The following is a 13,619-nucleotide window of genomic DNA, read 5'->3' on the forward strand; positions in this document are numbered from 1 at the left end:
GAATGTGATATTTTCAGCGGCAGGAGATCGAATGTCTTATATCGAGAGTTACCAGTGCGACGTGTGCGGCGATAAGAAGGGCGAAGGCGGGGATTGGTGGCTGGCCTGGGTGGATTGTTTTCCGGGGGAGAAGCCGGAGGAGGATCAGCCTCTGATCAAATTGACGCGATGGCAGCATCATCATGCGCACTCGGCTGGAGTGAAGCATCTCTGTGGCGCCCGATGTGCAGGGACGTTGATGGATCGGTGGATGACACAGCAGCATGCGGAGCCGGATTCGCACTGCGAGACGAAGTAATGGTGTGCTTTCTCGGCTGAGTTGACTTAGGCTTTGGCAGTTTCGCGGTGAATGAAAAGCCAAAAAGCAAGGGCGAAATACAGGGATCCTTCCCCTTCGACTACGCTCAGTGTCAGCATGACGACAAAAGAGAAGACAACGGCGGCGACAAAGACGACAGCAAATCCCTTGGGGATGGCAACGAGAAAGACAAGGTCAACTACAAAAAGCGAAGCCGGCTACTGGGCTATTGGCTGGTAGTTGGAGTTGGTGGTGTTGACTACGAGCTTTTTCGCTGTGGCGTTGAGTACGGAGTCGTTGACGTAGTTGGTGGAGTCGGGCAGGCTGGCAAAGTGGACGGCGAGGGTGACGACGTCCTGGGGATTGTCCATGTAGGTGTTGACGTTTAACGCGCTGATCTTTTTTTCGGCGCTGTTGAAGGAGATGGTCATCTGGTCGCCGGGTTGAGCGTAGTCCTTGAATACGATCTGTGCGACGCCTGAATCACCGCCTGGGGTGATAGAGACTTTGTGTTGCTGGAAGGCCTCTTGCATGCGCTGGGGATTCGGCGGCACGTACAGGGCTAGCAGGGTTTTGACCTGACCCATGTAGTCCTTCACCTCTTCTTTCTTTTTCTCGATGATCCTTTGTTTGAAGCGGCCGCCACTGGGGGCCTGCTGCGCCTGTGGAGCGCCCATTGGCGTTTTTTGCACTTTTCCGTCGGGACCGTACTGACACATGAATTCGGTGCCGGGTTTGGCGTTGCCGTTGAGGGTGAGTTGGGTGGTCTCGAGCCAGCGGTACTGGTGCAGTTTCTGCTGGTTTGCGGCGACTGATTGTTTGAGGGCAGCTACTTTTGCCTGCAGATCGCCTCCTGCCTGACCGCTGGCACGGGGGGGTGTGAGGAAGGCACAGGTGAACAGCGCTGTAGAAAGGAAGGCGCTCTTGAAGGCGTACGAGACGGAGCTTGCGTTCGATCGGTTCATGGAGAACTCCTGTGGGGGAAGCATAGTCTCAGATGCGACTTCGCGGAACTGCCAAACTCGACAGCTCCGCGACGGTTTTAGAGGCTCGGATTTTTTGCGAGAGATAAGGCAACAGAAGATTCCGCCTGCGGCGAAGGATGACAACAGTGACCCGGAGCGCACATAGGACTCACGTGCAGACCTCCGGGACGTGGGACAAGTGCCTTTGAAGCGATAGCGTGTTGAGCCAGAGAGCCTGAGTTATTTGGTTGCGGTCTTTTTGACGTGCGGGATGCGGTTGACCGAGCCGTCGGGCATGACGATGTATTTGTCTCCGGTGGCGTCCTCGATGTAGGAGTTCTTGCTGCCGGGGACGAGGGTGACCTCTCGGGCGTCGGTCTGGCCGGGTGCGGTGAGGACGAAGTGTTTGCCGTCGCCTTCATCCTGTACGGGGGACTTGGTCGGCATCGGTGCGGGGGCCACGGTGGCTACGGGTGCGGGACCGGGGGCTGGCGCGGGAGCGGCGGCGGAGCTGGCGAGCGGTGCGCCGGTGAAGGCGGTCATCTGGCCGGTCTGGCGGAAGTGGACGTACTCGGGTCCCTTGATGCCATTGACGCACTGCTGGTAGGCGTCGACGCCGACGGTCTGGCTGGTGGCGGTGGTGCTGGCGACGTCGGCACTGTTGCGGTTTGTGCGCTGGGTGGCGCCGGTGGCGGCTGCGGTCTGGGCTCCGTTATTGTTGCCGCCGCCCCACCAACCCCAGTTGTTCTTGCGGGATAGGGCGCTGGTGGCGACTCCAGTGGCTCCGGTGATGCCGCCCTGGGCCATCTTGTCTTTATCCTGGCCGTGCTCGCGATCGTGCAGGGCTTTCTGCTCGTCGGTGAGCTGGCCGGAGGCTTGCTGGCGGCACTGGGTGAGTTGATCCTGGGTGATGGGCATCATGTCCATGGTGATGCCGTCGGCGGGACCTGCTGCGGGCGCAGGAGCCGGCGCGGGCGCAGGGGCTTGGGCCAGGGCATAGCCAAGGGTAAGGGTGGTGAGACAAGTAGCTTTAAAGAGAGATTTGGTGAGCACGGCGGCCTCCCGAGAGTGCGATCGTTCCCGACGATCTTCCGCTTGAGGGGCCCGTGATTCCGTGGAACCGGGAACAAAGTCATCCTAAACTCGCGGGTGGGCGCAGGCAAGCGAATCTTCGGTAACTTTGATAAATTCTTGCGCGAAGATGAGGCTGGTTGGGAGATACCATCCTGCCGGACGGCGCGTCCTGCGCGGGCGGCGGTCACTTCGTGACATGTGTACCGGCTTCACCCTGGGCCCTCCCGTTGGTCGGTGCTATGGTTTGGGGTTTTGGGGTGGGTTAGATGGGGGCTGGGTGGTGTCCTTCTTGTCTGTGATGTCTTCGCCGTTGTAGATGATGCGCGCGGTGGCGTGGTACTGCTTGTAGTCGGAATATTTGACGATGTTGCGCATGTGGACGTCCTGCGAGAGGGCGCCCTCCTGGGCGACGAAGTGGAGGTTGCCTTCGGCTTTGGTGTAGGTGGGGAACCAGTACTTGCCGTCAATCTGCTCGTAGTAGGTGGTGAAGGGTGGAGAGAGGTCTTCGTGGCCTTTGCGCTTGTCCTGGGGGACGGTGATGCCGTTGACGAGAACAATCTGGAAGTCCTGCTGGTCGACCCAAACCTTGCCCTGGAAGTAGCGCTTGCCTTTTTCGAAGGTCTTGGGGGCGGCGGAGAAGACGTAGGTGTCGAGCTCGTCGATGTGCTGACGGCCGAGGTAGGTGATGTCGTATTTGGGCAGGTCTTCGGTGGTGAGGATAAAGGGGAGGCGGTGCTCGATCTCGTCGAAGTCGGCGGGGGTCATCTGGACGCGCTCGAGGGTGTTCTGGGGGGCGAAGACGACGTGCTCTTCGCGCTTGCCGTCGCGGTTGAAGGTGATGTCGGTGACCTGCTGGTACTCGCCGTCGATGCGGTTGGTGTCTTCGACGAGGGTGTCCACTTTGACGGTCTGGCGGAAGGTGTAGTTCTGGCGGGCGAGGTTGAAGACGGTCTCGCGGGCGGCGAACTTTTCGATGATCTGCTGGGGGGTCATGTTGGCGGGGGGCGCGGAGTCGAGTGGGCCGAAGCCGGCGGGATCCTGCGCGGGGGCACCGTCTGGATTTGCGACAGCGGCGATGGCTGGGGGGACGGGGGCCGATAGCAGGAGGAATAGTCCGAGGACGGTCGCGGAGGCAGAGGCGCGGCTGAGCTTCATTGGGAGAACTCCATGGGCGGGGCTGTGTTGCTGCGAATGCCCCGCACGCTACTAAGAATAGACGCGATTTGGGGAGGTTTGGTGATGTGGCCTGGAGCGAGGGAGATGAGCGGGTTGATCGGGCTGCGCTGGCTGGAGTTGTCGCTGGCGGGCGGAGGCCTGTGGGCGATCTGGTGCCGGGTGCAGGTGGGTGTGGCGGAGGGTCGGCGGGAGAGGCGGGAACAGGAGGAGCTGCGGGCCTATGCGGGGCTGGATGTGAAGCTGGCGGCGGATGCTGAGGTCGTCGAGCTGGCGGGGCAGGTGAGCCAGTTGATGGCCGAGAAAAGCGTGTTTCGCAGAACGGCGATGCTGGTGCGGGATGCCGGCGGAGAGCTCTCGGTAGCGGCCAGCGCGGGGATGGAAGAGATCACGGTGCAGTCGTTGAATCAATGGGCGGTGGGGGTTGTTGAGGCCGAGCGGAAGGGTGGGATTGGGACGCGGCGGAACGAGGGCGGCCTGGGGCGAAGGGTGAAGAACAACGCGTTTGCGGTAGTGTTCGGGAGGACGCGGCTAGACGATGAGCCGCGGGGGGCGATTGTGATTCCGCTGTGGACGACCGCAGGGCGAATGATGGGGGCTCTGGCGGTGGGCGCGGATGGGTTGCTGAGCGTACGGCAGAGGGAGCTTGAAGAGGCTTTGTGGCCGCTGGAGGCGCTGGGGGTAAAGGTGGCGCGGGCGATGGAAAATGCTGCTCTGGCGGAGCGGCTGATGCGGGCCGAGAGGCTTGCGGGGCTGGGAATGCTGGCTGGAGGGATGGCGCATGCGTTGAGTAATCCGCTGACGGCAGTGCTTGGATTCGCGGAGTTGATTGCCGGCTCGACGGGCGAGCCGCGGGTGAAGGCGGATGCGGAGATTATTGTGCGAGAGGCGTTGAGGATGCGGCAGACGGTGGAGACGCTGCTGGAGTTCCGGAGGCCCGTGGGGCAGGGCGATGGGTTTGTCGATTTAGTTGATATGGTGCGCGAGCTGGCGGTGGAGTGTGGGGAGAAGTTGGAGGGTCGCGGGATTCGGCTGGTGGTGCAGACCGATGGCGAAGTGCCCGGGGTGAGTGGGAATAGGCATAGGCTTCGGCAGTTGCTGGAGCATCTACTGAATAATGCGGCGCAGGCGTTGACAGGAGTGCGTGGGGTGAAGACTGCGGAGGAGATGGTGATTCGGATGTCGCTGAGTAGTTTGGGGAGTGGGTCGGATGGCGCATGGGGTAGAGATGGGCGGAGAGTTCACTTGATTGTGAGCGATACGGGGCCGGGTTTTCGTGAGCCGGGGAGGATGTTCGATCCGTTTCATACGCTGCAGGATTCGGGCGATAGCGTGGGGATGGGGCTGAGTCTTTGTTATTCGATTGTGCAGGAGCATGGGGGAGAGATCAGTGCATTCAACCTGCATCCGCATGGGGCGGCGGTGGCGGTGGAGTTGCCGGTGATGCGTGCTGCAGAAAAAAATTCTCCTGGGGTGGAGGGGTCGGGGCGTCGCGTAACTGTTTGAGGATGGGTTGTCTTCTGCAGTTTTTTGTGGTGTTGAACGTGGTGGGATGCGTGGTAATCGTGGTTTTTTGCGTGGTGAATTTTTGTGGTTGGGAAAGAGCTCCTTTTTTAGTTGCCTTGGTGTGCCCTGCGCGGGCGGCGGTCACTTCGTGACGGGTATACCCCTTCGGTTGGCGCTCCCGTTGGTCGCGATCAAAAATCTTTCCGCCGACCATCGGGAGGCCCAGGGCGAAGCCGGTATACCCGTCACGAAGTGACCGCTCCGCGCGCAGCGGGCCGTGAAAAGCTTTGGCAGCCATTTTCTTGTCTGATTCCTATTCCGGTTCGATCTTCGAGTTGCGGAGTTAGACTGGCGCGATGAAGAACTGCGCGATTCGGGCAGGTGTGCTGGCGCTGGTGGCGGCCGGTGTTTGGGGCGGAGCGGCCAGCAGCATGCGGGCGCAGGAGTTCGGTCCTGATTCGGATGCTTTGTCTGGCGGCGCGGCGGGAAGACGGCCGATGACGTTTGCCGATCTCCAGCGGATGAAGAGGGTGAGCGACCCGCAGGTTTCGCCGAGTGGCAAATGGGTGATGTTTTCAGCGACCGATGTTGATCTTGAGAAGAACTCGAAGGTGAATCATCTTTGGGTGGTGCCGATGGCGACTCCGCCGTTAGTGGCTGGGCAAAGTGCTGCACCGGGGACGGCTTCGAGTGTGAAGGAACGACAGTTGACGTTCTGGAAGGACGGCGAGTCGGGGGGACGGTTCTCGCCGGATGGGAAGCAGGTTGCGTTTGTGGCGACCGATAGCGCGACGGAGCTGTCGCAGATCTTTCTTGCGGCGTGGGACGATGGCGCGGGGACGATGGGGACTCCGAAGCGGTTGACGAATGTGAGTACGGAGGCCGATGGGGCGGTGTGGTCACCGAACTCAAAGCGGATTCTGTTTGCGTCGCGGATCTACCCGGAGTGCAGCGATGAAGCCTCCTGGACGGATGAGGATCTTTGCAACAAGAAGAAGGATGATGCGGCTGCGGCGAATCCGGTGAAGGCGCAGGTGTTTGAACATCTGCTGTACCGACACTGGAACAGCTATATCGGGCCGAAGCGGAGTCATGTACTGGTGGTGTCGGCGACGGATGGAAATGCGGTGCGGGACCTGACTCCTAGGAGAGATATTGGGGATTCGGAGGCCCCGACGTTTACGCTGGGTGGTCCGGTGGGGTATGCGTGGGCGCCGGGGTCGGAGGAGATTGCATTTGTAACCAATGTTGATCTTGTTGCTGCGGCGAGCACGAATAACGATGTGTTTACGCTGCTGCTGGATGATTCGGGGGCGAAGCCGCGCAAGGTTTCGACGTCGATGGGGAGCGACGATGCCCCGGCTTACTCGCCTGATGGAAAATATCTTGCGTTTCGTTCGCAGGCGCGGGCCGGGTATGAGAGCGATCGTTTTCGGTTGATGCTGTTCGATCGGCTTGCGGGTACGACCAAGGAGTTGCTGCCGAAGATGGATCGTTGGGTGGATGAGTTTGTATGGAACCCGGTGAATCCGGAGATCTGTTTGACGACAGCGGATGATGGCGAGGAGCGGATCTTCTGCACCAATCCAAATATTGCCGATTCGCTGTCTACGCTGCCGTGGACAGGAGAGTATGGAGAGCTACAGTTTGCGGCGTTGAAGGATGTTGGTTATGAGTTGGTGGCGACAAAGATGACGGCTGAGTCGCCAGCTGCGGTGGTAGCGCTGTTTCGCGCCGGGGACATTGGAACGGTCTCAAGCCATATTCTGACGAGCGAGGTGAGGTTGACGCATTTGAACGATGATCTGGAGCAGCATCTCGACTTGCCGAAGATGACCAGCTTCACGTTCAGTGGTGCAGAAGGTGCACAGGTACAGGGCTTTATGATTCCGCCGCCGAAGTTCGATAGCGCGAAGAAGTATCCGCTGAAGTTTTTGATTCACGGTGGGCCACAAGGGGCCTGGGGTAATGCGTGGAGCTATCGGTGGAACGCGGAGCTGATGGCGGCGAGTGGATATGTGGTGGTGATGGTGAATCCGCGTGGGTCGACGGGGTACGGGCAGGCGTTTATTGATGGTGTGAATGGCGACTGGGGCGGGAAGGCTTATGTCGATCTGATGAAGGGCTTGGATTTTGCGGAGACGAAATTTCCGTTCATCGACAAGAGGCGGGAGTGTGCGCTGGGAGCGAGCTACGGTGGGTTTATGGCGAACTGGATTCTGACGCATACGGATCGTTTTGCCTGCATTGTGACGCATGATGGGATGTTCAATCCTGCGAGCGCGTATGGAACGACTGAGGAGATTTGGTTTAACGAGTGGGAGTTTCGGCGGAGTGGGGACGTAGCGCCGGGGCAGCCGTGGAGGTATGAAGCAGGGCCGGTTGCGAATGATCCGTTCAGGAAGTGGTCGCCGATGCTTTCGATACAGAATGCGAAGACGCCTACGCTGGTGGTGCATTCGCAGAAGGACTATCGGCTGGATGTGTCGGAGGGGTTTCAACTTTTTACGGCGTTGCAGCGGCTGAATGTGCCGAGCAAGATGCTCTATTTTCCGGATGAAGGACATTGGGTTTTGAAGCCGCAGAACTCCAAGCTCTGGTATGAGACGGTGGGGGATTGGTGCGACCGGTGGACGAAGACGAATCTGTATGCGGCGGTAGCGGTGAATAAGACGGCGCCGGGTGCGGGTGAACCGAAAGCATCGACGAAGGCTAAGCGGCCAGTTGCTCCTGCTGCTGCTTCGGGGGTCGCGGCTCCATCTCCGGTGGTGTCGTCGCCGGTTGCGCCATCGAACGTGGGTGCTCCGCAGAATGTGGAGGAGACACCGCAAGAGGCTGTGGGAGAAGAGGACTTTACGATTGCGATTAGTGCGCCGGAGGATGAGGTGCGCGTGGGAGGCGATGCAAAGGTGACCATTGCCTTGAGGAATGTGTCGGATCACCAGATTGCGTTTGCGCATCGGCCGGGTGCGAATAATCCTGAGTTCTCGTACAGGATCGAAGTGAAGGATGCGGCAGGGCATGTGATGGAGTCGACTGCGTATGGACGTGAGGCGCTACAGCATCAGCAGGAGGAGAGCCGGATGGTGGAGTATGTGCAGCCGGGGAAGGCCGCGCTGCAGACGGCGCATGTGGCGAAGTTGGTGAGTTTGAATCGGCCTGGGCGGTACACGGTGCGAGTGTTTCGAAAGGATCCGAAGACGGGCAAGGTGGTCCGGTCGAATGAGCTTACGATAAATGTCGTGCCTTAGTGATCGCGTGAAGTGTGCCGTGAATGCTAGAGGCCAGAGTCGTCCTGGACGTAGATGATGAGCCAACCTCGTTGGGAGACAGATTCGCGGGTCGAAGTTCTGTTGGCTGCGCGAGAGCAGGAGCCCATTTTGGCGAATTTGCTGGAGCTGTATGCCCACGACTTCAGTGAACTGCGAGATCTGGATATTGGTGAAGATGGAAGGTTCGGCTATGGAGCTCTACCGCTTTATTGGACGGAGCCAGGAAGATTTCCATTTCTAGTCAGGGTGGGTGGCAGGCTTGCGGGGCTAGTCCTGGTGCGGAGAGGCTTGGGGATCTCTGGAGAGGAAGCGGTGTGGGATATGGCAGAGTTTTTTGTGGTTCGCGGATACCGGAGACGCAGGATTGGGATGCAGGTGGCACATGAGGTGTGGCGGCGGTTTCCGGGGCGATGGGAGGTTCGCGTGATGCAGAAAAACGATGCAGCGCGGCGATTTTGGCAGGAAGCGATTTCATTGTTCACGGGTGAGGAGAGTCACGCAGTTGCTTTCGAGCGTGAGGGGGTTGCGTGGGTCTTGTTTTTGTTTGAGTCGGGACGGGTGTGAGAAGCAGAGGCGCAGGCCTTGGGTGAGAATGGATTGAGGGCACATTGTGATGGCGTTTGCACGGCCGAAGAAGCGGGAGCCGGTGGGTGAGGCTGGGTTGTTTGAGTATGCGGTGGGGACGCTGGCGCGAAGGATGCGGACGGTGCGGGATCTGCGGCGGTTGATGAAGGCTCGCGCGGAGGAGGGTGATGCGGGAGAGCGCGCGATGGATGCGGTGATTGTGCGCTTGAAGGAGTTGAATTATTTGAGCGATACGCGGTTTGCCGAAGACTACACGCGGGTGCGGAAGGAGCATGAGAAGTTTGGGCGCAGACGCGTGCAGCAGGATTTGATGATGAAGGGCGTGGGGAAAGAGCTGGTGGCTTCGACGCTGGAGACGGCGTATGAGGATGTGGATGAGGTGGCGCTGGCTCGGCAATATATTGCGCGGAAGCGGATGAAGAAACCGAGTGGGGAGAATGCGCAGAAGGAGACCGTGCGGACGATGAATCGGCTGATGCGGGCTGGGTTCTCTTCGAATGCGATCTTCAAGGTGCTGAAGGCTTGGGACCTGCCGGAGGAGGCGTTGACTGGGGTGGAAGAGGGTGGGGTTGATTCGGATTCTTATGCGGAACCGGACGAGCGGGCTGGGGATTCGGATGGTTATGCGCGGCAGAATGAGGATGAGTGATTGGGTGTCCTGCCGGACGGGCCTCCTACGCGGAGGGCGGTCACTTCGTGACTCGTGATTGCTTCGCGTGGTCCTCGCGATGCTCGGAAAGGGAGATGGCGCCGACCAACGGAAGGCCATGTGTCGATGATCTAATAGTCCCCGCGGAAGCTGTGGATGAGGCGCCGGTCGCGTTTGCTAGGCCGCTTAGAGGGAGCGGTGAAGGCGATGGGGCCGAGGAGTCTGCGCTCTTCGGCGGCTTTGCGGCGGGCTTCCTTGCTGGACTCGGTCTCGCGGTAGAGAGTTTGCGCGATGGCTGCGGAGCCGCGCTGTTGGCTTAAGGTCAGCACTTCGATTTCAAACTCACCGCCTTCGTTTTTGATGTGCAGCATGTCGCCTATGCGGACTTCGCGTGCAGGCTTGGCGGCGACGTTGTTCGAGGTGATGCGGTTCATGTCGCAGGCTTTGGAGGCTTGCTCGCGGGTTTTGAAGAAGCGGGCTGCCCAGAGCCACTTGTCGATGCGCGTGCCGGTCATGAGTCTATTTTCTGCTGATGCGGATGATTTGAAAATGCCTAGACAGAGCGGAGGAGACGGTCGGGCAGCATGAAGAGTGCGCCGATGAGTTCGAAGGTGCCTCCTACAACGATTCCGACGAGCCGGAACGGAAGAAGGATGAGCCAGATGAACGGATAGAGGAGAAGCCCTGCGAGAGCGAGGGGCCAACAGACGACCATGAGGATCAGGAAGAGCAAAAGATTGAGCATTCGTGTTTCTCTCCTACTGAGGTTAAACGGTTAGGTTGGGGGAAAAGTTCCCTCGGGTGGATGATAGGAAGATGGTTGAGCGCGGGTTGCAGCGGGTGGTGGGGGTGGACTGGTCGGGCGACAAGGGGTCGGGGCAGAGGAGGAAGATCTGGGCGGGAGTTTGGACGGCTTCTACGGGGCGGGTGACGCTGGAGGGTGGGAGAACGCGGGAAGAGTTGATTGCGTGGCTGATTGAGATGGGCGAGGAGACTCCCCGGATGGTCGTGGGGTTTGACTTTACGTTTAGCTATCCGGCTTGGTTTTTGAAGGAGTTGGGAATTGGGTCGGCGCCGGAGTTTTGGCGATTGGTTGCGGATGGGCAGGGAGAAAAGTGGCTGCATCGGGACTGTGAGGATGTGCGGTTTTGGGGCGTGCCGGGTTCGCAACGGCATGGGAAGAAGCCTGCGGAGTTTTCCGGGGAGCATGCACACAGGATGTTGCGAAGGGCGGAGACGGTGTTGAAGGTGCGGGCGGAGATGACGGACCCGCTGCAGGTGGCGAAGATTGCGGGGATTGCGCCGAAGTCGGTGTTTCAGATTGGCGGGGCGGGGGCGGTGGGGACGGCTTCGTTGCGCGGGATGCCGGGGTTACTGGTGTTGCGGGCGGCTGGGTTTCGGATCTGGCCGTACGATGAGCCGGATGTGAAGCGGGCGCCGACGGTGGTGGAGATTTATACGCGGCTGATGACGGGGGCGGTGAATAAGAGTTCGGAGGTGGCGCGGACGGATTATCTTGCGAAGAAGCGGAAGGAGAGTGCGATGTATGCGGGGCTTTCGAGATTGGTGATGGCGAAGGCGCGGGCTTCGGAGGATGCGTTTGATGCGTTGGTGACCGCGATGGTGATGACGGAGCATCGGGCGGAGTTTGCTGCGTTGAAGAAGACGGAGGATGAGGTGTTTCGCATGGAGGGGCAGACCTGGGTGCCGGGGTTGGTGGTGTGATTTGAGCTAGTGAAACTCTGGTGGGTGGGTGGCATCTAACGCGGGATGAAGACGATCACGCTGGAAGAACATTTTTTGACTGAGACTTATATGCGGGCGACGGCGGAGTATTCCGTGAAGACGGGGATGCAGTTTCCTGACTTGCAGGCGAAGCTGCTGGACCTGGGTGCGGGGCGGATCGCAGCGATGGATGAGGCTGGGATCGATCTGCAGGTAATGTCGCTGGTTGCGTTTGGGCTGGAGGGGTTGAGTGCGGCGGATGGGACGGCTGTGGCTCGGGCGGTGAATGATGAGCTGGCTGCGGCGGTGAAGGCGAATCCGACGAGGCTGGCTGGGTTCGCTACGTTGGGGATGAAGGATGTTGGCGCGGCGGTAAAGGAGCTGGAGCGGTGTGTTAGTGTCCTCGGGTTTCGTGGGGTGATGGTGAATGGGACGGTGGAAGGGCGGTTCTTCGACGATGCGCGGTTTCTGCCGTTCTTCGAGGCGGCGGCTGCGCTTGATGTGCCGGTGTATCTGCATCCGGCGCCTCCTCCTGAGCCAGTGCGGGAGGCTTACTACACTGGGTTGCCCGGACAGCTGGGAATGATGCTGTCGATTGCGGGTTGGGGATGGCACTCGGAGACGGCTCTGCATACGCTACGGCTGATTGTGTCGGGGCTGTTTGATAAGGTGCCGGGATTGCAGTTAATTATTGGGCATATGGGGGAGGGGTTGCCGTTTGCGCTGGCTCGGTCGAGTGGGATGCTGTCGGGGGCGGCGAAGCTGAAGCAGACGGTGGCGGAGTACTTCAAGACGAATATTCATCTGACGACGAGTGGGTATTTCACGCTGCCACCGCTGAAGTGTGCGCTGGAGGTAGTGGGGATTGAGCGGATGATGTATTCGGTGGATTATCCGTTTAGTGCGAATACGAAGGGGAAGGATTTCTTGGAGAAGGTGGCGGGGGTGTTGTCTGGGGCGGAGATGGAGATGTTGGTGGGAGGGAACGCGGCGAAGGTGCTGCGCTTGGGTGAGTGATTAGCGCAGAACGGCAGGCTTCAACACCTCTTTGCACCACTGGCGAAAACTGGTGGGTGTGGTGGACTCCGCAGTTCGCGGTTCCATGTTGTCGAGACCTTCATTCTTGGCCATCATCATGTCCACCATGCCTGTGGCCATCGACTCGGACGCTCCGGACTTGATCAGACTTGCCTTGAAGGCCTCGAACGGAATGTGCTGATAACGAACCGGTTTTTCCAGCACCTCTGAGAGGATCTGCGCCATGTCGTTGTGCGACAGATCTTCAGGGCCAAGTATCGGCACACTGCCACTCCCGCTCCACGAAGAATCGAGCAGCAGCTTCGCCGCAACCGACGCGATATCGCGTGTCGCGCACGTTGGAACCTTCAGGTCTCCGGACAGCGGCGAGTAGAACATACTCAGATTTTTGATCGGCTCAACCTGGCGAAGAAAGTTGTCCATAAACGAGGGCATTGTCAGTGCGCGAAAGCTCACGCCTGTGCTTGCAATCAGATCATCCATTGCTACAGACGCGGACACCAGCCCGGCAGGCTTAGGCCATCCGCGCCCCAGGGCTGAGACTGCCACAACCCGTTTCACCTCTCGGTTTTTGAAAGCCTCACACGCCGGCCTTATGAATTCCAGATATCGCGTTTCGACGTTGTTGGCCTGGAAGTCCGGAGGGACCACCCAGAACACGGAATCAGCACCTTCGAATGCCCGGTCGACGACCTCTCTGTCGCTATGCGATCCCTGCACCACTTCCAACCGCTCGCGTGCACGCGCCGACAAGCGGGAAGGATCGCGCGCAATCACGCGGATTGTCTCGCCGCTATCCAGAAGCTTCTCGAGGACCTGTTGGCCAATATTACCTGTAGGCGTAGTAATGACGATCATGGCTGTTTGGATTGATGCGCAGTGCAAAAGCTAAGACGATCGCGGAGCCTTTACTTTTTACTTCTTTCTGCCGACTAGTGGCGGCCAGCTGAGAGCGGAGGAGATCAAGCCGAATAGACCGGGCACCATGAGAAGACCCAACATATATCGATCACCATGATAGATTCTCGTCTCGGTATTAGTTAATACCGAGAGTGTTGCGATTGAAACCAACCAGATAGAGGCTATGATTCTGTGCCAGAAAGCTAAGACACACGCCGGGAAGACTGTCACGCACGTCAAGATGGAGACTATCGTTTGCAGATTTGGGTCTGAGGCGGACAGTACAAGGGGCCATCCAAAGAATGGCAGTGTGCCGAGTGCTGCGCAGCCACCGAAGACGATTCGGTTCCAAAGAATCTGGTCGATATAACCAAGATGGCTTTCAGTCGGAGTCGAACTCATCGGGTTTCATCTTACCGCTGATAAACTTGGGC

General features: G+C 59.3%; 13 protein-coding genes. 7 read left to right on the forward strand and 6 right to left on the reverse strand.

All coding sequences use genetic code 11. The features are described from left to right. The first annotated feature begins 31 nt into the window (after positions 1 to 31). Positions 32 to 298 (forward strand): hypothetical protein, encoded by a 267-nt coding sequence (locus tag RBB77_RS05655; RefSeq protein ID WP_353065422.1) that lies wholly within the window; start codon positions 32 to 34, stop codon positions 296 to 298. Positions 299 to 516: 218 nt separating this feature from the next. Here RBB77_RS05655 and RBB77_RS05660 read toward each other — a convergent pair whose 3' ends face one another. From RBB77_RS05660 to RBB77_RS05670, 3 genes are all read right to left on the reverse strand, one after another. Beyond that, on the reverse strand, positions 517 to 1,263 hold the full coding sequence (locus RBB77_RS05660; RefSeq protein ID WP_353065424.1) for a hypothetical protein: 747 nt from the start codon (positions 1,261 to 1,263) through the stop codon (positions 517 to 519). Between the two features lie 240 nt (positions 1,264 to 1,503). Beyond that, positions 1,504 to 2,316 carry a hypothetical protein gene (locus tag RBB77_RS05665; RefSeq protein ID WP_353065426.1) on the reverse strand — a complete coding sequence of 271 codons (813 nt, stop codon included), beginning with the start codon at positions 2,314 to 2,316 and terminating at the stop codon, positions 1,504 to 1,506. A 258-nt stretch (positions 2,317 to 2,574) separates the two neighbouring features. Continuing rightward, positions 2,575 to 3,492 carry a hypothetical protein gene (locus RBB77_RS05670; protein WP_353065427.1) on the reverse strand — a complete coding sequence of 306 codons (918 nt, stop codon included), beginning with the start codon at positions 3,490 to 3,492 and terminating at the stop codon, positions 2,575 to 2,577. Positions 3,493 to 3,597: 105 nt separating this feature from the next. Between RBB77_RS05670 and RBB77_RS05675 the strand changes: the two genes are divergently transcribed. From RBB77_RS05675 to RBB77_RS05690, 4 genes are all read left to right on the forward strand, one after another. Next, positions 3,598 to 5,016 (forward strand): sensor histidine kinase, encoded by a 1,419-nt coding sequence (locus RBB77_RS05675; protein ID WP_353065429.1) that lies wholly within the window; start codon positions 3,598 to 3,600, stop codon positions 5,014 to 5,016. A 356-nt stretch (positions 5,017 to 5,372) separates the two neighbouring features. Then, positions 5,373 to 8,267 carry a S9 family peptidase gene (locus tag RBB77_RS05680; RefSeq protein WP_353065431.1) on the forward strand — a complete coding sequence of 965 codons (2,895 nt, stop codon included), beginning with the start codon at positions 5,373 to 5,375 and terminating at the stop codon, positions 8,265 to 8,267. Between the two features lie 54 nt (positions 8,268 to 8,321). Next, entirely contained in the window at positions 8,322 to 8,852 is a 531-nt protein-coding gene (locus RBB77_RS05685; protein WP_353065433.1) for a GNAT family N-acetyltransferase, read from the forward strand. 49 nt (positions 8,853 to 8,901) lie between these two features. Beyond that, positions 8,902 to 9,522, forward strand: coding sequence for a regulatory protein RecX (locus RBB77_RS05690; protein WP_353065435.1), 621 nt, complete (start codon positions 8,902 to 8,904; stop codon positions 9,520 to 9,522). Positions 9,523 to 9,653: 131 nt separating this feature from the next. Here the strand turns inward: RBB77_RS05690 and RBB77_RS05695 are convergent, their stop codons facing one another. Together RBB77_RS05695 and RBB77_RS05700 are read right to left on the reverse strand one after the other, a co-directional pair. Further along, complete coding sequence (locus RBB77_RS05695; protein WP_353065437.1) at positions 9,654 to 10,037, reverse strand: RNA-binding S4 domain-containing protein; 384 nt, start codon at positions 10,035 to 10,037, stop codon at positions 9,654 to 9,656. Positions 10,038 to 10,075: 38 nt separating this feature from the next. Then, positions 10,076 to 10,267, reverse strand: coding sequence for a hypothetical protein (locus RBB77_RS05700; RefSeq protein ID WP_353065439.1), 192 nt, complete (start codon positions 10,265 to 10,267; stop codon positions 10,076 to 10,078). A gap of 71 nt (positions 10,268 to 10,338) precedes the next feature. Here RBB77_RS05700 and RBB77_RS05705 point away from each other — a divergent pair, with 71 nt between their 5' ends. Both RBB77_RS05705 and RBB77_RS05710 read left to right on the forward strand, forming a co-directional pair. Continuing rightward, positions 10,339 to 11,247: a hypothetical protein gene (locus RBB77_RS05705; RefSeq protein WP_353065441.1), complete on the forward strand. Its 909-nt coding sequence runs from the start codon at positions 10,339 to 10,341 to the stop codon at positions 11,245 to 11,247. A gap of 45 nt (positions 11,248 to 11,292) precedes the next feature. Beyond that, a complete protein-coding gene (locus RBB77_RS05710; protein ID WP_353065443.1) occupies positions 11,293 to 12,264 on the forward strand; it encodes an amidohydrolase family protein in 972 nt (323 codons plus the stop codon). Here RBB77_RS05710 and RBB77_RS05715 read toward each other — a convergent pair whose 3' ends face one another. Next, on the reverse strand, positions 12,265 to 13,143 hold the full coding sequence (locus RBB77_RS05715) for an NmrA family NAD(P)-binding protein (protein WP_353065445.1): 879 nt from the start codon (positions 13,141 to 13,143) through the stop codon (positions 12,265 to 12,267). Positions 13,144 to 13,619 lie beyond the last annotated feature (476 nt).

Source organism: Tunturibacter psychrotolerans, assembly GCF_040359615.1.
Lineage (GTDB): Bacteria > Acidobacteriota > Terriglobia > Terriglobales > Acidobacteriaceae > Edaphobacter > Edaphobacter psychrotolerans.

What these genes read in the sequence shown, in the direction of transcription:
- RBB77_RS05705 (WP_353065441.1), top strand. Translation starts at nt 10,339, where the DNA reads ATGGTTGAGCGCGGGTTGCAGCGGGTGGTGGGGGTGGACTGGTCGGGC.
- RBB77_RS05655 (WP_353065422.1), top strand. Translation starts at nt 32, where the DNA reads ATGTCTTATATCGAGAGTTACCAGTGCGACGTGTGCGGCGATAAGAAG.
- RBB77_RS05685 (WP_353065433.1), top strand. Translation starts at nt 8,322, where the DNA reads ATGATGAGCCAACCTCGTTGGGAGACAGATTCGCGGGTCGAAGTTCTG.
- RBB77_RS05660 (WP_353065424.1), bottom strand. Translation starts at nt 1,263, where the DNA reads ATGAACCGATCGAACGCAAGCTCCGTCTCGTACGCCTTCAAGAGCGCC.
- RBB77_RS05675 (WP_353065429.1), top strand. Translation starts at nt 3,598, where the DNA reads ATGAGCGGGTTGATCGGGCTGCGCTGGCTGGAGTTGTCGCTGGCGGGC.
- RBB77_RS05700 (WP_353065439.1), bottom strand. Translation starts at nt 10,267, where the DNA reads ATGCTCAATCTTTTGCTCTTCCTGATCCTCATGGTCGTCTGTTGGCCC.
- RBB77_RS05690 (WP_353065435.1), top strand. Translation starts at nt 8,902, where the DNA reads ATGGCGTTTGCACGGCCGAAGAAGCGGGAGCCGGTGGGTGAGGCTGGG.
- RBB77_RS05715 (WP_353065445.1), bottom strand. Translation starts at nt 13,143, where the DNA reads ATGATCGTCATTACTACGCCTACAGGTAATATTGGCCAACAGGTCCTC.
- RBB77_RS05710 (WP_353065443.1), top strand. Translation starts at nt 11,293, where the DNA reads ATGAAGACGATCACGCTGGAAGAACATTTTTTGACTGAGACTTATATG.
- RBB77_RS05670 (WP_353065427.1), bottom strand. Translation starts at nt 3,492, where the DNA reads ATGAAGCTCAGCCGCGCCTCTGCCTCCGCGACCGTCCTCGGACTATTC.
- RBB77_RS05695 (WP_353065437.1), bottom strand. Translation starts at nt 10,037, where the DNA reads ATGACCGGCACGCGCATCGACAAGTGGCTCTGGGCAGCCCGCTTCTTC.
- RBB77_RS05680 (WP_353065431.1), top strand. Translation starts at nt 5,373, where the DNA reads ATGAAGAACTGCGCGATTCGGGCAGGTGTGCTGGCGCTGGTGGCGGCC.